This is a genomic window from Mycobacterium sp. OAE908 (assembly GCF_017872775.1).
In the GTDB taxonomy this organism is placed as follows: domain Bacteria; phylum Actinomycetota; class Actinomycetes; order Mycobacteriales; family Mycobacteriaceae; genus Mycobacterium.
In genome coordinates this window covers 753,330-773,459 of record NZ_JAGGJL010000001.1, presented here as the reverse complement: position 1 = coordinate 773,459, position 20,130 = coordinate 753,330, and the positions used below count along the sequence as shown (strand labels likewise).

Genomic DNA, 20,130 nt, shown 5'->3' with positions numbered 1-20,130 from the left:
TAACGTGATGAGCATCTACTCGCACCCCTGAGCATATGCTCACCGGTCGGACAGGAGGGGCAGTGGCCACACCGACGTCGAATGGCAAGGTCGCCGACATCGGCGCCCAGGTCGTGTCGAACGCGCGGGACCGCGGAGCCACGCCCGAGGACCTGCGCCTGGCATTGCGTGCAGCCACGCTCTACTACCTCGACGGCCTGACCCAGGCCGAGATCGCCTCCCGCCTCGGTGTGTCCCGCCCGACAGCGGGCCGACTCGTCGCGCGGGCCAAGGCGCGCGGACTGGTCCGGATCGATGTCGTCGTCCCGCCGGACATGCGCGACGACCTCCATGCTGATGAGGAACGCGAACTCGAGCAGCGTTACGGCCTGACCGAAGCCGTGGTGGCCGGCCACGGCGTCGACGTGGGCGCACACGGTCGTCCTGCGGCATACGCCAGCGTCGGCCGCGCCGCCGCGGCGCTGCTGATGCGCCGGCTGTCGCCCGACGATGTCCTCGGATTCACCTGGGGCCCCGAACAGGTCGCGGTGGCCGATGCGCTCACGCCTGGTGTTGCCAGCTGCCGTGCCGTGGTCCAACTCGACGGCGCGATGTCGACGGCGGCCTATCAGACCGGCACCGAGTTCATCCTCGGCCGATGCGCGGATATGTTGCGGGCCACCACGATTCGGCTTCCCGCCCCGCTGTACGCAGACCCCTCGACCGTGGTCTCCATGCGCAGCGACTCGCTGATCTCGCGCACGCTCGAGGCCGGCAGGCAGGCCGATGTGATGCTGTTCGGCGTCGGCGCGGTTTCGACCTCGACGACGCTGTTCGAGGGCAGCTTCGTCGACACCAAGATGCTCGACGAACTGATCTCGCTCGGTGCGGTAGGCGAGATCGGCGGCCGCTTCTTCGACGGCGACGGCTCGCCCGTCGACACCGAACTGCAACAGCGCGCGGTGTCGGTTCCCCTTGAAGACATCCGGGCCTGCGAGAAGACGATCCTGATCTCCAGCGGAGCGACAAAGCACCACGCCACTCTCGGGGCGTTGCGCGGCAAACTCGCCCGACTTCTGGTGTGTGACATCGATTGTGCCCGTTGGTTATTGGCACAGTGAAAGGTGAGGTAAAGGTGAGAGCGCTACAAAAATTAGGAGCGTGTGTCGCGGCCCTCGGGCTGCTGGTTACCTCCGGCTGTGCGGGCGCGGGCAGCCTCGGAGCCTCGAAGAACGAGGTGACGATCGCCCTGGTGTCCAACTCGCAGATGACGGATGCACAGAAGTTGTCGTCGGAGTTCGAGAAGGCCAATCCGGGCACGAAGCTGAAGTTCATCACGCTTTCCGAGAACCAGGCACGTGCCAAGATCACGATGTCGACCGCGATGGGCGGCAGTGAGTTCGACGTCGTGATGATCAGCAACTTCGAAACCCCGCAGTGGGCGAAAGACGGTTGGCTGCTGAATCTTTCGGACTACGCGAAGAAGACGCCCGGCTACGACGCGAACGATTTCATCCCCTCGCTGCGAGATTCGCTGTCCTATCAGGGCAACATGTACTCGGTTCCGTTCTACGGCGAGTCGTCGTTCCTGATGTACCGCAAGGACATGTTCGAGAAGGCCGGCATCAAAGTCGACCAGTCGCCGAACTACCAGCCCCAGTGGCAAGAGGTCGCTCAGTGGGCGGAGACCATCAAGGCGAAAGGCGTTTCCGATGCGGGTATCTGCCTGCGCGGCAAGCCGGGTTGGGGTGAGGTGCTGGCCCCGCTGGACACCGTCATCAACACCTTCGGCGGGCGCTGGTTCGACGAGAAGTGGAACGCGCAACTCAACAGTCCCGAGGTCAGCAAGGCCGTCAACTTCTACGTCGACCTGATCAACAAGGCAGGCGAACTCGGGGCGTCCTCAACGGGATTCCAGGAGTGCGCCAACCTCTTCGGACAGGGCCAGACGGCCATGTGGTACGACGCGACGTCGGCGGTCTCGGTGCTCGAAGACCCGAAGACCTACCCCGATCTGGTGGGCAAGATCGGCTATCTGCCCGCGCCGATCGTCGAGAAGCCGAACTCGGGCTGGCTCTACACCTGGTCGCTCGGCATTCCCAAGGGTGCCAAGAATCCCGATGGCGCATGGAAGTTCATCTCGTGGATGACCAGTAAGGACTACATGAAGCTGGTCGGGGAGAAGCTGGGCTGGGCCCGGGTCCCACCGGGAAGTCGGACCTCGACCTACACGCAGTTGCCGCAGTACCAGGCGATCTCGAAGTCGTACGGGCCGTTGACGTTGAAGTCGATCGAAGGTGCCACACCGAACAAGCCGACGGTGCAGCCCGTTCCGTACACCGGCATCCAGTTCGTCGGGATCCCCGAGTTCCAGGATCTGGGTACGCGGGTGAGCCAGCAGATCAGCGCGGCGATCGCCGGACAGAAGTCCGTGGATGATGCGCTCGCCCAAGCACAGGAATACGCCGAGGTTGTCGGCCGGACCTATCAGGAGAAGTGATGACTGTTACCGCTGATACCGAAGCTGACGCCGGCCAGCTTGGAGTGGCCGAACGGGTCCGCAAGATCCGTGAAGCTCAGGATGCGGGGGTCAGCCGCGCCGAAGGGTGGCGCAGGCGCGGGCCGTTGCTGCCCGCACTGATCTTCATGATCGTGGTCACCCAGATTCCATTCGTGTTCACGCTGTACTACTCGACGCTGTCATGGAACCTGGTTCGACCCGGGTCACGCCAGTTCGTCGGACTGAACAACTACATCGCGGTCGTCAAGGACAGCCAGTTCTGGACGGTGGCATTGAACACCGTTGTCCTAATCGTCGTCGTGGTGTTGGTCTCGGCGTTGCTCGGCCTGCTGCTCGCCCTGTTGCTCGATCGCGCATTCCTGGGCCGCGGCGTCGTACGCACGCTGCTGATCACGCCGTTCCTCGTGACACCCGTTGCGGCAGCGCTGATCTGGAAGACCACGATCCTCGACCCGACGAACGGCATCTTGAACTGGGTGCTCTCGCTGGTCGGTATCGACAAGGTCGACTGGATCGGCCAGTTCCCGCTGACCATGGTGATGGTCGTGCTGATCTGGCAGTGGACGCCGTTCATGATGTTGTTGATCCTCGCCGGCCTCCAGTCGATGCCTCGCGACATCCTGGAGGCCGGTCGAGTCGACGGTGCCGGCGCGTTCCAACTCTTCCGCGAGTTGACGCTGCCCCACCTTCGGCGGTTCATCGAGTTGGGTGTAGTGCTGGGTGCTATCTACCTGGTCAACACCTTCGACGCGATCTACATGATGACCCAGGGCGGGCCGGGTATCGCCAGCGCGAACCTGCCGTTCTACATCTACCAGCGCGCGTTCCTCGGCTTCGACATGGGCCAGGCTGCGGCCTACGCCGTGGTGGTGGTGATCTTCACGATGATCATCGCGAGCTTCGCGCTTCGGTTGATATTCAAGTCGTTCAGTGGCAAGGAAGAGGCAGCCTGATGACAACTCCACTTGTAAAAGGCACCGAAAAGACGACAGCAACAACGGATTCAGCTGGGGCGCCGAAGAAGAAGGGGCGCACGTTCAGCCCATGGGGCGTGGTGGCCTGGCTCGTCGGCCTCGGCTTCTTCTTCCCGGTGTTCTGGATGGTGCTGACGGCGTTCAAGCAGGAGGGCGACGCGGCGACCAGCCCGCCGAAGCTGTTCTTCACGCCGACGCTCGATCAGTTCAAGGCGGTTTTCGATCAGGGCATCGGGCCGGCGATGCTGAACTCGGTGTGGGCCACCGGTGTTTCGACGTTGCTGGTGCTCGCGCTCGGCACGCCTGCGGCGTTCGCACTATCGCTGCGGCCCGTCCGCAAGACCCAGGACGCCTTGTTCTTCTTCATGAGCACGAAGATGCTGCCGATCGTCGCCGCGATCCTGCCGCTCTACGTGATCGTGTCCAATATCGGTCTGCTGGACAACATCTGGGCTCTGGTGATCCTGTACACCTCGATGAACCTTCCGATCGCGGTGTGGATGATGCGGTCGTTCTTCCTCGAGGTGCCCGGTGAATTGCTCGAGGCAGCCAGCCTCGACGGTGCCAGCCTGTGGCGGTCCGTGCGCGAGGTGATCCTGCCGTTGGTGTCGCCGGGTATCGCGGCCACGGCGCTGATCTGTGTCATCTTCGCCTGGAACGAGTTCTTCTTCGCGGTGAACCTCACCGCGGTGAACGCGCAGACCATGCCGGTGTACCTCGTCGGATTCATTGCCGGTGAGGGTCAGTACTGGGCCGTCTTGTCGGCGGCCGCAACCATGGCCGCGCTGCCCGTGATTCTCTGCGGGTGGTTCGCGCAAAACAAACTCGTCCGTGGTCTTTCCTTCGGCGCCATCAAGTAGAGGAGCTAAAACCAAATGGCCGCAATCACTTACAAGAACGCCTCCTGCATCTATGAAGGCTCGGACAAACTGGCGGTTGACTCGCTCAGCCTCGACATCCAAGACGGCGAGTTCGTCGTGCTGGTCGGACCGTCCGGCTCGGGCAAGAGCACCGCGCTGCGCATGCTCGCCGGTCTCGAGGACATCGACGAGGGCGCCATCGAGATCGGTGGCAAGGACATGACGGGTGTGCCGTCCAAAGACCGCGACATCGCGATGGTGTTCCAGAACTACGCGCTGTACCCCAACAAGACGGTCGCCGAGAACATGGGTTTCGCGTTGAAGCTGCGGGGCGTATCGGCCGATGAGCGGCGCAAGAAGGTCGAGGAGGCGGCGAAGATCCTGGACCTGACCGACTTTCTGGACCGCAAGCCCGCCAAGCTGTCCGGCGGTCAGCGTCAGCGCGTGGCGATGGGCCGCGCGATCGTGCGTGAGCCTCAGGTGTTCTGCATGGACGAGCCACTGTCCAACCTCGACGCGAAACTGCGCGTGCAGACCCGTACCCAAATCGCAGCGCTACAACGACGTCTCGGCACCACGACCGTCTACGTCACCCACGACCAGGTGGAAGCCATGACGATGGGTGACCGGGTCGCGGTGCTGCGGTTCGGCAAGTTGCAGCAATTCGCTTCTCCCAATGAGCTTTACGACAAGCCGGCCAACGCGTTCGTCGCCGGCTTCATCGGCTCACCCGCCATGAACCTGGTGACATTGCCGGTGACGTCGGATGGCGTCAAGATCGGCGACTCTACGCTGGAACTCGAACGCGACCAGATGACGAAGCTGAGCGATCTCGGCCTGTCCGAGGTCACGTTCGGAATTCGGCCCGAGCAACTGGAACTCACCGATTCGGGCGGTGTGGAGGTCGTCGTCGACCTGGTCGAGGACCTGGGCAGCGAGGCGTACGTGTACACGCATGCGGGTTCCGGCGTCGAGTTGGTGGCGCGGTGCAATCCGCGCACGGCGCCGAGACTGGCCGACACGGTGCGGCTGCGCAGGCATCCCGAGGGTGCCGTGCACCTGTTCCATCCGGAAACCGGCGAGCGCATCAACTGACATGCAAGCGCCGGAGTTTCGGCTCCGGACACCGACTCCCGGGCTCCTCGGTCTGCCGTGGGACCGGCCGCTGTCGGAATGGACGGTCCCCGATGTCCCACTGCGCGACATCGCCGTCGGTCCCAGCCGCCACCTGGTGAAGTTCGTCGAAGCCGACGAAACGCTGTGGGCCGTCAAGGACATGCCACCGCGCGTCGCCGCCAAGGAGTACGACGTGCTGCGCAGGCTCGAAGAAATGGGTCTGCCCGCCGTGCGCCCTGCGGGCCTGGTGCTCCAACCCGAATTCGAAACCGCGATTCTGGTCACGCGCTACCTCGAAGGGTCATGGCAGTATCGCCGGTTGTTCATGCGGCTGCCGCCCGATCAGAGCAAGCACCGCGAGCGGCTGTTGGACGCGATGGCGGGCCTGCTCGTGGAGCTGCACCGGCACGGGGTGTTCTGGGGTGACTGCTCGCTGGCGAACACGCTGTTCTCCCGCGACGGCCAGATCCTTCAGGCCTGGCTTGTCGACGCCGAAACCTCGGAAGTGCACCCCGTTTTGAGTCGCGGTCAGCGTGCGCACGATCTCGACATCATGGTCGAGAACGTCGCGATGGGCATGGTCGATCTCGCCGAACGGCTGGAACAGTCGGCGTTGGAGGACGTGCTGATCGCCGAGGCGGAGCAGACCAGGAACCGCTACGAGCGACTGTGGGACGCGCTGCACGCCGAGCCGATGTTCGACTTCGCCGACCGCTACCGTGTCGAGGGGACCGTGCGCAGGCTGAACGAGCTCGGCTTCGCGGTCGACGAAGTCGCCCTGCAGCCGGTCGCCGACAATCCGAGCCAACTCAAAATCCGTGTCGCCGTTGGTGATCGGCGCTACCACGCGCAGCGCCTGCAGGAGCTCACCGGTTTGGATGTCGGAGAGGGACAAGCGCAGATCCTGCTCGGCGACCTGCAGGCGTATCAGGCTGCGCTGTGCCGGGAGGCGGGTCATGACGTCGACGATTCGACTGCCGCTCGGTTGTGGGTCATCGAGGTGCTCACTCCGTACGAGCGGTTGGCACACGACGTCGTCGGCAACAAGGGCACTCCGATCCAGGCCTACTGCGACCTGCTCGAGGTGAGGTGGCTGCTCAGCGAACAGGCCGGCCACGACGTCGGCACGAACAAGGCGCTTGCGGCGCTGGCCCGCGACGTGATCCCGATGGATTCCGCGGCGAAGTTGGCGATTGCCGAAGTGCCGACGGCGCCGTTCGCGGTGTTGCGGGATGACTGATTGGGTTGTGGGGCAACGCATTTAGCCGGCGACATTTTAGCGACAATCTCTCATGGTTCTCTTCAGAAATGCGTCCGTAAATCCTTAGAGTTCGAACATATGTTCGAGTCATGGGTTCGGGTGCGGTGCAGACGGCGGTCACCGCGCTGCGCGCCGCCTACGAGGGCCTGGCCGCGCTGCCCGTGGATGCGCTGGGCACGCCGGAGTTGATTTCTGCGCTGGACGAATTGGAGGCGCTGTCGTGCGCCTTGCCGACGCAGCGCCACCGCCTGTTGGCGCGTTTGCAGGAGCAGACCACGGCCACCGAGATGGGTGCCAAGTCGTGGCGTGACGTGTTGGCCACCCGGTGGCGCATCTCCACTAGCGAGGCCGGCCGTCGCCTCGAGGAGGCCGCTCAATTAGGCCCGCGGCGCACACTGACCGGCGAACCACTGGACCCCGCGTTGCCCTGCACCGCGCTGGCCCAAGCCAACGGGGTGATCAATCGTGAACACGTCAAGGTGGTGCGCGAGGCGATGGACCGCCTCCCGGCGACGGTCGACTCGTTGACCCGCGCGCAGATCGAGGTCGATCTGGTGCGCACCGCGATCGGGGTGGGCCCCAAAGAGTTGAAGGACAACGCCGAGCGGATCCTGTTTTTGTTGGATCAGGACGGCCCGCAACCCGACGACGCCGAACGCGCGCGGCGCCGCGGGGTGACGAAAGGACCGCAGGGATCCGACAAGATGACCCCGTTGAAAGGGACTCTCACGCCGCAGGCGTGGGCGATCTATGAGGCGATCTTCGCCAAATGGGCCGCCCCGGGCATGTGCAACCCCGACGACGAACACCCCTGCCTCTCGGGCACACCCACCCAGGCCCAGATCGACACCGATCACCGCAGCCTGGCGCAACGCCAACACGACGCGCTGCTGGCGGTGGGGCGCAGCGTGTTGGCCAGCGGCCAGCTGGGGCAGCACAACGGGTTACCGGTGGCAGTCATCATCCGCACCACCCTGCAAGACCTGGAAAGCCGCGCCGGCATCGGCGTCAGCGGCGGGGGCACCGTCATCCCGATCAGCGAGGTGATCCGCCTAGCCGCCACCGCCAACGCGAGCCATTACCTGGCGGTGTTCGATAAGGCCACCGGATCGGCACTGGACCTGTTCCGCTCACGGCGGGTGGCCTCGGCGGCGCAGCGGATCATGCTCATCGCCCGCGACGGGGGCTGCACCAAACCCGGCTGCACCGTGGGCGCCTACGGCACCCAAGTCCACCACGCCGCCCAAGACTGGGCCGATGACGGCCAAACCAACATCAACGACCTCGCCCTAGCCTGCGGACCCGATAACCGCATGGTCGGCCCCGACGGCTGGAGCACCCGCATCAACGCAACCAACGACGTCGAATGGATCCCACCCCCACACCTGGACACCGGCCAAGCCCGCACCAACGACTACCACCGACCCGAACGACTCCACCAACCACCCCACGATCCGGGAGATACGCCAAGCCTCAACGGCGACAAGGAAAGTCGGGCAGGTCCAGAAGGCGACGCCGCGTGAGCTAGGCCAGCGGTTCGTAGCCCGGGTTCGTGCCAAGAGATACACCCGGGTTGGCGCCGGGCGCGTCTTCGGAAAACACCTGCTGCGGCATGGGCCTGCAGCTGACGTCCATCGGCGACTGGTCCACGGAGCAGTAGGGCAGGCGGTCTTCGGGGTCGGCCGCTGCTTGTGGAGCCGCGATCAGCGCGGCAGCCGTGACCAGGCACGCCGCGAAGATCCTTGTCATAGTGCAACGGTACGCCGGGTAATACCGTGATGTGGTGGATCGATACGGCCGGGTGAGGCTGACCAACCCGGACAAGGTGCTGTACCCGGCGACGGGCACCACAAAAGCGGAAGTGTTCGACTACTACGTCAACATCGCCGAGGTGATGATCCCGCACATCGCCGGGCGTGCGGTCACTCGCAAGCGGTGGCCCAATGGCGTCGAGGAACCATCGTTCTTCGAAAAGCAGCTCGCGTCGTCGGCTCCTGACTGGCTCGACCGCGGATCGATCAGCCACAAGTCGGGCACGACGACGTATCCGATCATCAATAGCGCCGAGGGGCTGGCGTGGATCGCGCAGCAGGCGTCGCTGGAAGTCCATGTGCCGCAATGGCGATTCGTCAGTACCTGGACGCGGGAGCAAGGTGCTGAGCAGACGCCAGGCCTCGCAACCCGGGTGGTGTTCGACTTGGACCCCGGTGAGGGCGTGACGTTCCGCCAACTCTGCGAGGTGGCACACGAGGTGCGCGAACTCATCGCCGGTATCGGGCTGGTCACCTTTCCGTTGACCAGCGGCAGCAAGGGTCTGCATCTGTATGTGCCGCTTGAGAAGCCGATCAGCTCGCACGGTGCATCCGTGTTGGCCCGACGGATCGCGGTGCAGTTGGAGAAGACGATGCCCAAGCGGGTGACGGCCACGATGACCAAGAGCCTGCGAACCGGCAAGGTGTTCCTGGACTGGAGTCAGAACAACGGCAACAAGACGACGATTGCGCCGTACTCGCTGCGCGGCCGCGACGAACCGACGGTCGCCGCCCCACGCACCTGGGATGAAATCGAAGATCCCGATCTGCGGCATCTTCGCTTCGACGAGGTGCTGGAACGCGTGGCACGCGATGGTGACCTGTTGGCCGAGATGGACTCCGACGCACCCGTGGCCGATGCGCTCACCACCTACCGCAGCATGCGAGATGCTGGAAAGACACCCGAGCCGGTCCCCAACGCCGCGCCGACCGCGGGCAACGACAACTTCTTCGTCATACAGGAGCACCACGCCCGGCGACTGCACTACGACTTCCGGTTGGAGCGCAACGGCGTGCTGGTCAGTTGGGCAGTGCCGAAGAATCTGCCCGACACCCCGTCGGTCAACCATCTGGCCGTGCACACCGAGGACCATCCGTTCGAGTACGGCAGCTTCGAGGGAGAGATCCCGAAGGGCGAATACGGCGGTGGCAAGGTGATCATCTGGGACACCGGAACATACGAGACCGAGAAGTTCCGTGACCACGCGCCGGACGGCCCCGAGCGCGGGGGCGAGGTCATAATCACGTTGCACGGCAAGAAGATCGAGGGCCGTTACGCGCTTATCCAAACCAACGGCAAGAATTGGCTTGCGCACCGGATGAAGGAACAGGCCAACCCTCAGGCCAGCGACCTGGCCCCGATGCTCGCTACCGAAGGCTCGATCGCGAAGCTCAAGGCCTCCCAATGGGCCTTCGAGGGCAAATGGGACGGATACCGCGTCATCGCCGAAGCGAACCGAGGCCGGCTGAGCCTGCGGTCACGGCGAGGCCGCGACGTGACACATGAATATCCTCAATTCAAAGCTCTGGCAGCCGATCTCGCCGATCATCACGTGATCCTCGATGGCGAAGCTGTGGCGCTCGATGACAACGGCGTGCCGAGTTTCAGCGAGATGCAGAACCGGGCGCGCTCCACCCGCGTCGAGTACTGGGCGTTCGACATCTTGCATCTCGACGGTCGATCGTTGTTGCGCGCCAAGTACTCTGACCGCCGCCGCCTGCTCGAGGCCTTGGCCGACGGCGGCGGGATCATCGTGCCCGACGCGCTACCCGGCGATGGTCCGCAAGCAATGGAACACGCCCGCAGGCACCGCTGGGAAGGCGTGATCGCCAAGAAGCTGGACTCGACCTACCAGCCAGGCCGGCGCTCGTCGTCTTGGATCAAGGACAAGATCTGGTGCACGCAGGAAGTGGTGATCGGTGGCTGGCGTCAAGGAGAGGGCGGGCGGTCCAGCGGAATCGGCGCACTGATGCTCGGCATCCCCGAGGATGGCGGGCTGCATTTCGCAGGCCGGGTCGGCACCGGGTTCACCGAAAAGGAACTGACGAAACTCAAGGGCATCCTCAAGCCGCTGCAGACCGACGAATCGCCGTTCAATACACGGCTTCCCACTCAGGACGCCAAGAATGTCACGTTCGTCCGCCCCGAATTGGTCGGCGAAGTACGTTACAGCGAACGGACTTCGGATGGCCGGCTGCGTCAGCCGAGTTGGCGTGGCCTGCGCCCGGATAAAGTTCCAGACGAAGTGCGCTGGGAATGATGGAGTAAATCCGGCGTTTATGCAGGTTTTGCTCGGTACCTTTGGAGCAAAGCACCGGCTTTTCTAAAGGGGGCGAGGCACCATGGCGGGCGAGATTGCGTCTGAGCTGGCAGCAGCCGGTTTCGAGGACGCCGTCGAAGTCGGCCGCGGCGGCGGCGGAGTCGTGTACCGCTGTTACCAGAAGTCCCTGGGACGAATCGTCGCCGTGAAGGTGCTCGCGTCCAATCTCGACGAAGACGACCGGGAACGTTTCATGCGTGAGGGCTACGCGATGGGGGGCCTTTCCGGCCATCCGAACATCGTGAACCTGTGGCAGGTCGGCGTCACCGAGAGCAGTCGGCCGTACATCGTGATGCCATATCACGCAGCGGGTTCCCTCGCGGCCCGGGTGCACCGCGACGGCAGGATCTCGTGGCCCGAGGCGTTGCGTATCGGCGTGAAATTGTGCGGCGCGTTGGAAACCGCCCATCGGGCAAACACACTGCATCGCGACATCAAGCCGGCCAATATTCTCGTCAACGATTACGGCGAGCCGCAACTGAGCGATTTCGGAACCGCGCGCATCGCCGGTGGATACAAAACGGTGACCGGGTTCTTCACCGGAACGCTCTCCTACACCGCGCCGGAGGTACTCGAGGGCAAGCCGCCGACCGCCGTGGCCGACGTGTACTCACTCGGCGCGACGATCTACGCGCTGATCGCAGGCCACGCCGCGCACGAGCGCAAGACCGACGAGGAACTCGTCGCACACTATCTGCGGATCACCTCGACGCCAGTGCCCGACCTGCGCGGCGAGGGAATCCCGGCCGACGTCTGCGCTGCGATCGAGAAGGCGATGTCGCTCGACCCGACCAAACGCCAGCAGTCGGCGGAGGAATTCGGCCGCGAGTTGCAACTGGCGCAGCGGCACAACGGGTTGGTCGCGGATCCGATGGCACTCAGCGAGCCCGCCGCTCACGTCCCTGAATCCTCGGGCGGCACGCAGTCACTGCCACTCTCGGAGCCGATCTCTGTGGCGCATCCGGCTGAGGCGCCGCCGATCCCACCGGCCGATTCGATAGCGCCCGCGGGGCCGCCGGACCCGAACATGTTCGCGCACACCTCGTCGGTCAGCGCGTCAAGCCTGCCGTGGCAAGCCCTGCGGCCCGGGCCCCCGCCGGACGCCCCACCGCAGCAGCGGAAGGGCAAGAGAATCCTGATCGTCGCAGGCGCCCTTGCGGCCGTGCTGATTTTGGTGATCGGCGGCATCTTCGTCGTCACGTCGCTGCGCAAGCCCGGCGGCGGCCCGCCCGCGCCACCGCCGAGTCAACCGACCGTCGAAGCGCAGGCCGGTTGGCGTCCGATCGCGGACGCGCGCGTCGCGCTCGACGCGGTTACCGCGACCGAGGCCGACGGCACGATCTGGATCTTCGGCGGGATGGCGGCCGACAACCGCGTCACCGGAAGCCACGAAGGCTATGACCCCAGCATCGACAGCTGGAAGGGCGGCGAGGACCTGCCCGTGCCCGTGCAACACGCGATGTCCGCGACGTGGAAGGACACCCCCGTCGTGCTCGGGGGCTGGCGAACCGAAGGCGCCAACCCGAAGGTCGCGACGGATCGGGTGTGGCGGATCGTGAACAGCCAGTGGACGGAGTTGCCTCCGCTGCTGCAACCCCGCGCCGCAGGGGCAGCCGCCGTGGTGGGTGATCGCTTGATCGTCACCGGCGGTGTGGACGCCGCCGGCAAGCTGCTGAACACCACCGAGATATTCGACGGCAATTCATGGAAGCTCGGCGCCCCGATTCCAACTCCGCGGCAGATGCTGGGCGCGGCATCGGACGGCAAGCTGGTCTACGCCATCGGTGGCACCAACGGAACCGTTGACCTCGGGGCGGTCGAAGCCTACGACCCGGCAGCAGACACCTGGACGAGCCTGCCCGAGGTGCCGGGGCGACGCAGTGACTTCGGCACCACGGTCACCGACGGCCGGCTGGTGGTCGTGGGGGGCGTCTCGCAGGGTGAGGTCCTCAACAGCGTCGTCGCATTCGATCTCGCCACCAAATCGTGGAATGGGTTGCCGGACTTGGGAACTGCGCGCCACGGGTTGGCGGTGGCCAGCGTCAGGAAGAGCGTGTATGCGGTCGGCGGGTCGACTAGCGTAGGCGATGACCAAGTCACATCATCGGCCGAGGCGCTGAAGCTGGCGCCGCGTAAACCTCAGCCTGCGCCGCAATGGCGCGCGCTGCCCGATGCGCCGACCGCGCGGCTGATGACGGCGTGGACCGTGATCGGCGACGAGATCTGGATCGCGGGCGGAATGACCCACGGCGACACCCTGCAAACCGTCGAGAGCTACAACACCCAAACGGGTGAGTGGAAAACGCAGCCGCCCTTGCCGATTCCGCTGAACCATGCGACAGCGGCGACCTATCGCGGGGGGATGGTGGTGATCGGCGGTGCCGAGGACGCCATCGCCGCCGCCTCGAACAAAGTCTTCGCCTTCCGCGACGGTAAGTGGTCGGAGCTTCCGCCGCTGGCCCATGCCCGTGCCGCCGCGGCGGCAGCCGTCGTCAACGACAAGCTCGTGGTCGTCGGCGGACAAAACGAGAAGAAGCTCGTCCCCCAGACTGAGGTGTTCGACGGCAATACCTGGACGCAGGCCGCCGATATGCCCACTCCCCGTGAGCATTTGGCGGCGGTGTCAGACGGCGTCTACGTGTACACCATTGGCGGGCGGTTCTTGAGTGCCGACGAGAACTCGCCGGTGTTCGAGCGATTCGACCCCGTATCCGGGAACTGGGAAAAGCTCGCGAACATGCCGACGCCGCGCGGGAGCTACGGTGCTGCATTCATAGACGGCCGGATCGTCGCCGTCGGCGGCGAAGAGCCGACGCGCGTACTGGCCACCGTCGAGATGTATGACATCGCCAGCGCGAAGTGGCGCTCGGTGGCTCCGATCAACACGCCGGTGCACGGCGAGGCGGTGGCCGCCGTCGGCACGACTGTCTACGTCATCGGAGGCGCCGACCGACCGACACACGAAGGCCCGGTCGCGACCGTCGAGGCCCTCGACTTCATTTAGGGGTGTCGCGCAGCTGGGCGATGGTGACAGCGCCGCGCCGCAGCGCTTCGTTGGCCAGCCGGACTCGCCGGTCTCCCTCAGAGGGGATCGCGAACTTGTCGTACATGTTCTGCAGGTGCTGTTTGACGGCGGCTTCGGTCACGAACAGCTCGGTGGCCATCCGCTTCACCGACGCCGGCTCGGGGAAGGGGTCATCGGAGACCAGGGGGCGGCACAAGACCACGAGCACGTCGAGTTCGCGCCTGGTGAGCTGTGGCGGCTGCTCGACGGGTTTGGCCATCACGGTTTCCTCGTCGAGTTTTCCTGCCCCCGAGTCGCGCACCTCCCAGAAGATCAGCCGTGTCTTGCCGACACGCACCTCGTCTTTGGACCGCAGGACGCGTTCGGCGGTGATCCGTTCGCCGTTGAGATACGTGCCGTTGCGGCTGCCCATGTCCCGGATCGACCACGCAAACCCGAGGTTCTCCAACACGGCGTGCAACCGGGAGACGGTTTCGTCGTGCTCGAGGGGCACCTCGTTGCTCGAGGCCTTACCGATGGTCACTCGCTGACCGGTCAACGGGATCAATTCCCGGCCGGACGGCTTCGACACTTCCAAGTGGCACGACATGGTGGCAATTCTGGCCCAAGCGCCGCGGGTCGTCGGACAATTCCTCGACGACCCGCGGCGGGGTGCGGCCAGGTCATGCGGTCTGGGGCGGACCGATGACCTTCCGGGCGGCCGCGGTGGCACGCTTGACCAGGGCGGTTTCCAGGATCGGGGGCCACGGCCACTCGCTACGCTCCCGTCCGCGCGGCGCCTTCAGGAAGGCGAGCCCGAGGACGAAACCGAAGATCAGGTGCCCGACCAGGGTGATGATGACGGTGGCGGGATTCAGCGGGAACATCATCTCCTCGCCGCGCGGAAGCAGCGCGACGGTTGCCATCAAGCCCGCCCAGGTGGGGAAGACAGCGAAGGCGACCGAGGCCAGCACCGCGTAGACGCTCTTCCACCGATCGATGCCCAGCGCGAACGCGACAACGAAGAAGGCAACACCCAGTCCGCCTGCGTCGCCGATGTAGCGCCAGATGTAGCCGACCGCCGCACTGCCCGTGGTGTCCGGCTCGCCGGTGACAAAGGAGCCCATCACCGGGATGAAGTCGCCCATCAGCCCGAGGACGTGCACGGCGAACAGCCGGGCCCCGTCGTAGACGATGCAGGCCACCATGCCTGCCATCAGGCCACGGCCGACGATCATGTCGGTCCGGTGGGGTGCGAACACGACAAGCGTTCCCAGCAGCGCGGTCAGCACGATCACGACTATCGATGTCGTGCCCTGCGACACCAGGCCGGAAACGTCGACCGAGATCCCGAGGATCGGAATCGACGCCAGCAGGATGACCAGTGCCATGCGAGCGATCTCCCACTTGCTGGGCGGGCGCTTGGCGGTGCCCAGGTCGACGTAGCGCTGTCGCACGGTGTTGGCGACTTTGGCCACGACCGGCAGGTCGAGCGCGCGCATCCGCACTGTCTTGCCGTCCATGCCGCTGACCGCCTTCGGCAGTGCCTTGGTCGGCAACTCGGCAAGGCGCACCCGCGTCGTCTTGGCGTCGATGATGCGCATCCGCACCGTCTTCTCCGTCGTCGTCATGGCATTCATCGTCGCCAGCGCCAAGCGGTTGCGTAATCGCTGAAAAGTTAGATTTCCCCGTTCGAGGGGAAGGTTTCCCTATCCGCCGGGTAAGGCGTCAGCGCTGCCCGCGGGGCTCGAGCGCCGACTTGACATCGACGATCGGTGTCCCGTCGATCGCCTCCAGACCCTGCACGCGAACCCGCAGATCGTCGACAGCCAGGACGGTGACCTGGTGAATGCCGAGCGGATTCGGTCGATGCTGTGACCTGGTCGCGAACACTCCGCGCATCGGCCTGCTGGTGTCCCCGCGGGGGTGCACCTGCAGCACGGTCCGGTCGGCGAGGTGCAGCCACGTGACGACGACGACGTCGTCGCCTGCGGTCAACCCGTCGAGCGCGTCTTGCACACCGGGCTCGAACACCAGCCAGCAGGCGGGGGCGCCTTCGTCTGGCTGGCGCGCGGCCGCCGACGGATCGGTCACCGGTGACTGGACGTGACCGATCGGTCGCAGCGTGAAGTCGTCGGACATCTCAGGTGATCGTGACGCCGCCGTCGACCACGATGGTTTGGCCGGTGACGAATCCGCCTGCATCGGAGGCCAGCCAGACCAGCGTCGCCGCCAACTCGTTCGGATCGCCCATGCGCCCCAACAACACTCGCGGCTTGAGGCTTTCGATGTAGCCGGGCGCGTAGGCGTCGGTCATCTCGGATTCGAAGAACCCCGGCGCGATCGCGTTGACGCGGATGCCCTTGCGAGAACCCCACTGCTGGGCCAAGTCCCGGGTCAGGCCCGACACGCCGGCCTTGCTCGCGCTGTAGGCGGCCTGCGGCAACCCCGCGGTGGTGATGCCGAGCACGCTGGAGATGTTGACGATGGAACTGCCCGGCTGCATGACCTTCGCGCAAGCCTGTGCGGCCCAATAGGACCCGTTGAGGTTGATGTCGATCACCGCGCGGAACTCGTCGGGTGTCTCCCGGGTTGCGGGCACCGCTGTGCCCACACCTGCGTTGTTGACCAGCACGTCGACATGGCCGAACTCGGTCATCGCGGCGTCCACCATCGCCTGGCACTGCGCGGGGTCGGCGACATCCGTCGCAACCGTGACGGCGCGCCGCCCGGCGTCTTCGACGAGACGTGCTGTGGCGTAGAGCTTGTCGACGCGTCTGGCCGCCAGGACCACGTCGGCACCCGCCTCCGCGCATGCCTGAGCGAATGACACACCTAAACCGGAGGACGCACCGGTGACGATGACGACCTTGTCGTCGAGTCGGAACTTGTCTAGTACGGACACCCGGTCAGGCTAATCGACGCCGTCGTACGCCAAGAATCCCGTCAGAGAACCGGTGTATGGTGCGAATACCGGGGGTTGAGCCCCAGCCCCGTTGCTTGTTCCCCCCCATGCGGGAGGTGATCACAATCGACACATTCGCATCGAAAGTCGAACAGCCGGCCCGTTGGCAGGTCAGACTCACCGACGCCGGTGAAGCCGAGCGCTTCCTCGAGGAGGCGTACGGCGTGAGGTTGAGGCTGCGCTGGAACGCTGAACGGCGCCGCGACGACGCACTGCTGACCCATGTTCGCAGGGCGGCGGGGACATTCGCCGTCGACGAGGTGCGGGTGGCCGGCGACGTCGAGGCCGCCCCAGATCCGATGAACAAGGTCATCGGCATATGGACGGCCAGGGGCAGCGTCACCAGCGAGTGCGCAGGGTTGTCCGTCGCAGCCGCCGCGGATCAGGTCGCGCTGCTGAGCCAGCCGGATCTTCCGCACCGTTCCCGTGTCAACGATCTGCGCGCGACAGCGGTCCTGCTCGATCCCGCAGTGGTGGCCAGCGTTGCCGCGGGCGTTCCGACCGGGCAGGCGCCGGCGCCGATACGGTTCACGAGCCTGCAACCGGTGGACGAGGCGGCCGGACGGTTGTGGAAGAACACCGTCGCCTACGTGGTACGGACCGTGTTGTCGGGCGACGTCCCCGTCACGCCGCTGATTGCAGGCCATGCAAGCCGGCTGCTGGCCGCGGTGATGCTCTCGACGTTCCCGAACACCGCCGGGCCGCAGACGACGACAGCTGACCTCACCGACGGCAGGCCGGTGTTATTGCGCCGCGCCATCGAATACATGGACGCCAACGCAACCAACGACATCTCGCTGGCCGACATCGCCGAGACCATTCATGTCACGCCCCGAACGGTGCAGTACATGTTCCGGCGTCATCTGGACTCGACGCCACTGCAGTATCTGCGGCGGATCCGGCTTCACTATGCGCACCTGGAGCTCTCGGCCGCTGACCGCAGACACGACACGGTCACCGAGATCGCCGCGCGCTGGGGATTTGCCCATACCGGACGGTTCGCGGTGCTCTACCGTCAGACGTACGGGCAAAGCCCTCACCAGACCTTGCGGGGGTGAACAACACGGCAATCGGGGACCAGTCGGCGCAATCGCGAGCAGATTGCGCCAGGGGGCGCGCAGACGAATTGCGTACGCGTCTCGACGAGTTGGCTCACGGTTTGCCGGTGACTACTGCGGCGGTGCAACAGGCGAAGGTGCGTGCGGGCGAAGCCCTCGAACGGGCCCGCCGTGCGCATCACGCCGCGGCGAACCGGCATGTCGACGCGGAAGAAGCTCATCTGCGAGCGGCCGCGGTCCACGAGCAGGTCGCCATGCAGGCCAGTGATCGCAACGTCGGGGCTCATCAAGACGCCGCCGAGCGTCACCGCGAAGCCGCCGCCTTCCACCGACTGGCCGCGGGCGAGCAACGGATCGCCGAGGAGAACGACGCGCGACAGCAGCTCTAGGCCTGCGCCTCCATCAACAGCACGGCACCGTTGATGGAATTGGCGGAGTCGCGAAAAGCCGTGCAGGACACGCGGATCCGTAGCGACCGTCCACGCCGGTTGATCGCGTCGACGGTCGCCTCGCCGAACGAGTCGAGGTCGACGAACGCCTTACCGATCAGCTGCTTGACCTCGTCCATAGGCAGCCCGAAGTCCAGATCGGGCAGCATGGCCCCGACCGTCTCCTCGGTCCGCAGGCCCCACAACTCTTCGCAGCCGCGATTCCAGATCAGTACCCGCATCTCCTTGTCGACGACCGTCATGCCCAGGTAGATCGAATCGACCAGCGAGTCGACGAATGTTCGGGCGGTCTCGAGTTCGACGCTGCGGGACTGCAATTCGTCGTTGATCGTGTGCAGCTCGTCGTTGGTCGACTGCAGCTCCTCGTTCATCGTCTCGAGCTCTTCGTTGGTGGATTGCAGTTCTTCGTTGGTGGTTTCGAGTTCCTCGATAGTCGACTGCAATTCTTCGTTGGTGGTCTCGAGCTCTTCGTTGGTGGATTGCAGTTCCTCGTAAGCGGTTTCGAGTTGCTTGTTCGCGTCGACGACCTTGTCGACCAATACCTTGTTGGTGGTCACGTCGAAATAGGCGATGGATATGCCGAGCACACCGTTGTCGGAATCCGTCAGCGGATTGATGTGAACCTCATACCAGCTGGTTTCCCCACTTGCCCGTTGCCACTGCACATCTGGCACCAAGGCGGCCCGCCGATTGTGCTTGACCTGATCGAGGTACGTTCGGAGCTCCAACGGCCGGTAAGACACTTCGAGGTCGCGCAGTAGCCGACCGACATCGCGGGCCGACAGGCCGAAGATCTGCTCTGCACGCTCGTTGACCATCGCCACCGTGTCATCGCCGGTCACCACGATCTGGGGTACCGGGTTGGAACGAAAGGCCAGTTCCCGCACCGCGTTGAGACCAGCCAACTCGCCGTGGCGTGGCAGCGCGGCTGAGGAGTCGTACTTTTCGACGGCCACATGTGAACCCGTCGCCTTCCGGAACACCCTGGCTTCGAGGTTGATCGGGGTGAACCGGTCGGAATGGCTCAGCAGCATCTCGGCGTGGCCAAGGAACAGGATGCCGTGCGGGCCAAGCGCGTAATGCAGGCGGTTCAACACGCCGCGCTGTGTCTCGCCGTTCATGTACATCAGGGTGTTGCGGCACGACAACAGGTCGACCCGGGAGATCGGCGCGTCTCTGACCAGATCGTTGCGGCCGAATATGACGGCGCGACGCAGGTCCTTGCGGATGTTGAACCGGTCGGCGGTGCGGTCGAAGTACTTGTCCAACAACTCTTTTGGAACAGACTCGACCGCTTTGGCTTCGTAACTCGCCGCCCGCGCCTGCGCAAGGGCGTGCTCGTCGATGTCGGTGGCGTAGATCTTGACCCGCCGGCTGAACGCGTCGACGCCGAGCGCCTCGGCAAGCACCATCGCCAGGCTGTACGGCTCCTCGCCGGAAGCACAACCGGCAGTCCACACGCGGACGGGATCGTTCGGTCCGATCCCGGCGAGCAGGCTGGGTATGACGTCGGTCTTGAGAAACTCCCACGCGGACGGATCGCGGAAGAATGTCGTCACATTGATCAAGATCGTGTTGAAGAGCTCGTTGAACTCGTCGGCGCTGGCCTGCAGCGTGTCGAGGTACCGCTCGAAAGAGTCAGCGCCGATTCTCTCCATCCGGTGACGTACCCGACGCATCAGCGACGAGCGCTTGTAACCCGTGAAATCGAAACCCCGGGAATAGCGCATATAGCGCAATAAAGCCTCGAAAGCCTCGTCGCCTACTTGCTCGTCCATCACGTCCCGTCCGCCGAGTGGCCTTCCGTGAAC

The 20,130-nt window shown here is 65.0% G+C and carries 17 protein-coding genes; 11 read left to right on the top strand and 6 right to left on the bottom strand.

All coding sequences use genetic code 11. The features are described from left to right. Window positions 1-98 precede the first annotated feature (98 nt). The 7 genes from J3E61_RS03640 (at window position 99) to J3E61_RS03610 (ending at window position 8,234) form a co-directional block, all read left to right on the top strand. The gene (locus J3E61_RS03640) at window positions 99-1,100 is read left to right on the top strand and encodes a MarR family transcriptional regulator (protein WP_192725156.1); all 1,002 of its coding nucleotides are present in this window, start codon (window positions 99-101) and stop codon (window positions 1,098-1,100) included. Between the two features lie 14 nt (window positions 1,101-1,114). After that, complete coding sequence (locus J3E61_RS03635) at window positions 1,115-2,479, top strand: extracellular solute-binding protein (protein ID WP_192723951.1); 1,365 nt, start codon at window positions 1,115-1,117, stop codon at window positions 2,477-2,479. Further along, window positions 2,479-3,453 carry an ABC transporter permease subunit gene (locus J3E61_RS03630; protein ID WP_192723950.1) on the top strand — a complete coding sequence of 325 codons (975 nt, stop codon included), beginning with the start codon at window positions 2,479-2,481 and terminating at the stop codon, window positions 3,451-3,453. Before J3E61_RS03635 ends, J3E61_RS03630 begins: the two co-directional genes overlap by 1 nt. Continuing rightward, on the top strand, window positions 3,453-4,334 hold the full coding sequence (locus J3E61_RS03625; protein WP_192723949.1) for an ABC transporter permease subunit: 882 nt from the start codon (window positions 3,453-3,455) through the stop codon (window positions 4,332-4,334). Before J3E61_RS03630 ends, J3E61_RS03625 begins: the two co-directional genes overlap by 1 nt. A 15-nt stretch (window positions 4,335-4,349) precedes the next feature. Further along, complete coding sequence (gene ugpC, locus J3E61_RS03620; protein ID WP_192723948.1) at window positions 4,350-5,429, top strand: sn-glycerol-3-phosphate ABC transporter ATP-binding protein UgpC; 1,080 nt, start codon at window positions 4,350-4,352, stop codon at window positions 5,427-5,429. A gap of 1 nt (window position 5,430) precedes the next feature. After that, window positions 5,431-6,690, top strand: a complete 1,260-nt coding sequence (locus J3E61_RS03615; protein ID WP_210082644.1) for a DUF4032 domain-containing protein — start codon at window positions 5,431-5,433, stop codon at window positions 6,688-6,690. A gap of 110 nt (window positions 6,691-6,800) precedes the next feature. Continuing rightward, a complete protein-coding gene (locus J3E61_RS03610) occupies window positions 6,801-8,234 on the top strand; it encodes an HNH endonuclease (protein WP_210082643.1) in 1,434 nt (477 codons plus the stop codon). 1 nt (window position 8,235) lies between these two features. Here J3E61_RS03610 and J3E61_RS03605 read toward each other — a convergent pair whose 3' ends face one another. After that, on the bottom strand, window positions 8,236-8,460 hold the full coding sequence (locus J3E61_RS03605; RefSeq protein ID WP_210082642.1) for a hypothetical protein: 225 nt from the start codon (window positions 8,458-8,460) through the stop codon (window positions 8,236-8,238). A gap of 31 nt (window positions 8,461-8,491) precedes the next feature. On the opposite strand from J3E61_RS03605, the gene J3E61_RS03600 reads away from it, so the two are divergent. Both J3E61_RS03600 and J3E61_RS03595 read left to right on the top strand, forming a co-directional pair. Further along, entirely contained in the window at window positions 8,492-10,783 is a 2,292-nt protein-coding gene (locus tag J3E61_RS03600) for an ATP-dependent DNA ligase (RefSeq protein WP_210082641.1), read from the top strand. A gap of 82 nt (window positions 10,784-10,865) precedes the next feature. Then, a complete protein-coding gene (locus J3E61_RS03595) occupies window positions 10,866-13,847 on the top strand; it encodes a DUF1668 domain-containing protein (protein ID WP_210082640.1) in 2,982 nt (993 codons plus the stop codon). On the opposite strand, the gene J3E61_RS03590 is transcribed toward J3E61_RS03595, so the two are convergent. From J3E61_RS03590 to J3E61_RS03575, 4 genes are all read right to left on the bottom strand, one after another. Continuing rightward, a complete protein-coding gene (locus J3E61_RS03590; protein WP_192727122.1) occupies window positions 13,840-14,457 on the bottom strand; it encodes an FHA domain-containing protein in 618 nt (205 codons plus the stop codon). The two genes, J3E61_RS03595 and J3E61_RS03590, sit on opposite strands and share 8 nt — an antisense overlap. 73 nt (window positions 14,458-14,530) lie before the next feature. Then, entirely contained in the window at window positions 14,531-15,478 is a 948-nt protein-coding gene (locus tag J3E61_RS03585) for a hypothetical protein (protein WP_192727121.1), read from the bottom strand. A 97-nt stretch (window positions 15,479-15,575) separates the two neighbouring features. After that, entirely contained in the window at window positions 15,576-15,989 is a 414-nt protein-coding gene (tsaA, locus tag J3E61_RS03580; RefSeq protein WP_210082639.1) for a tRNA (N6-threonylcarbamoyladenosine(37)-N6)-methyltransferase TrmO, read from the bottom strand. A gap of 1 nt (window position 15,990) precedes the next feature. Beyond that, window positions 15,991-16,752, bottom strand: a complete 762-nt coding sequence (locus J3E61_RS03575) for an SDR family oxidoreductase (protein WP_210082638.1) — start codon at window positions 16,750-16,752, stop codon at window positions 15,991-15,993. A 56-nt stretch (window positions 16,753-16,808) separates the two neighbouring features. On the opposite strand from J3E61_RS03575, the gene J3E61_RS03570 reads away from it, so the two are divergent. Beyond that, a complete protein-coding gene (locus J3E61_RS03570; RefSeq protein WP_210082637.1) occupies window positions 16,809-17,870 on the top strand; it encodes an AraC family transcriptional regulator in 1,062 nt (353 codons plus the stop codon). Then, window positions 17,867-18,259 carry a hypothetical protein gene (locus J3E61_RS03565; protein WP_210082636.1) on the top strand — a complete coding sequence of 131 codons (393 nt, stop codon included), beginning with the start codon at window positions 17,867-17,869 and terminating at the stop codon, window positions 18,257-18,259. Before J3E61_RS03570 ends, J3E61_RS03565 begins: the two co-directional genes overlap by 4 nt. On the opposite strand, the gene J3E61_RS03560 is transcribed toward J3E61_RS03565, so the two are convergent. Further along, window positions 18,256-20,097, bottom strand: coding sequence for a PAS domain S-box protein (locus tag J3E61_RS03560; protein ID WP_210082635.1), 1,842 nt, complete (start codon window positions 20,095-20,097; stop codon window positions 18,256-18,258). The genes J3E61_RS03565 and J3E61_RS03560 overlap by 4 nt on opposite strands. Window positions 20,098-20,130 lie beyond the last annotated feature (33 nt).

Coding starts and splice junctions, on each gene's coding strand:
- tsaA (WP_210082639.1), bottom strand. CDS start 15,989: ATGTCCGACGACTTCACGCTGCGACCGATCGGTCACGTCCAGTCACCG.
- J3E61_RS03610 (WP_210082643.1), top strand. CDS start 6,801: ATGGGTTCGGGTGCGGTGCAGACGGCGGTCACCGCGCTGCGCGCCGCC.
- J3E61_RS03585 (WP_192727121.1), bottom strand. CDS start 15,478: ATGACGACGACGGAGAAGACGGTGCGGATGCGCATCATCGACGCCAAG.
- J3E61_RS03595 (WP_210082640.1), top strand. CDS start 10,866: ATGGCGGGCGAGATTGCGTCTGAGCTGGCAGCAGCCGGTTTCGAGGAC.
- J3E61_RS03605 (WP_210082642.1), bottom strand. CDS start 8,460: ATGACAAGGATCTTCGCGGCGTGCCTGGTCACGGCTGCCGCGCTGATC.
- J3E61_RS03590 (WP_192727122.1), bottom strand. CDS start 14,457: ATGTCGTGCCACTTGGAAGTGTCGAAGCCGTCCGGCCGGGAATTGATC.
- J3E61_RS03615 (WP_210082644.1), top strand. CDS start 5,431: ATGCAAGCGCCGGAGTTTCGGCTCCGGACACCGACTCCCGGGCTCCTC.
- J3E61_RS03570 (WP_210082637.1), top strand. CDS start 16,809: ATGGTGCGAATACCGGGGGTTGAGCCCCAGCCCCGTTGCTTGTTCCCC.
- ugpC (WP_192723948.1), top strand. CDS start 4,350: ATGGCCGCAATCACTTACAAGAACGCCTCCTGCATCTATGAAGGCTCG.
- J3E61_RS03560 (WP_210082635.1), bottom strand. CDS start 20,097: ATGGACGAGCAAGTAGGCGACGAGGCTTTCGAGGCTTTATTGCGCTAT.
- J3E61_RS03630 (WP_192723950.1), top strand. CDS start 2,479: ATGACTGTTACCGCTGATACCGAAGCTGACGCCGGCCAGCTTGGAGTG.
- J3E61_RS03625 (WP_192723949.1), top strand. CDS start 3,453: ATGACAACTCCACTTGTAAAAGGCACCGAAAAGACGACAGCAACAACG.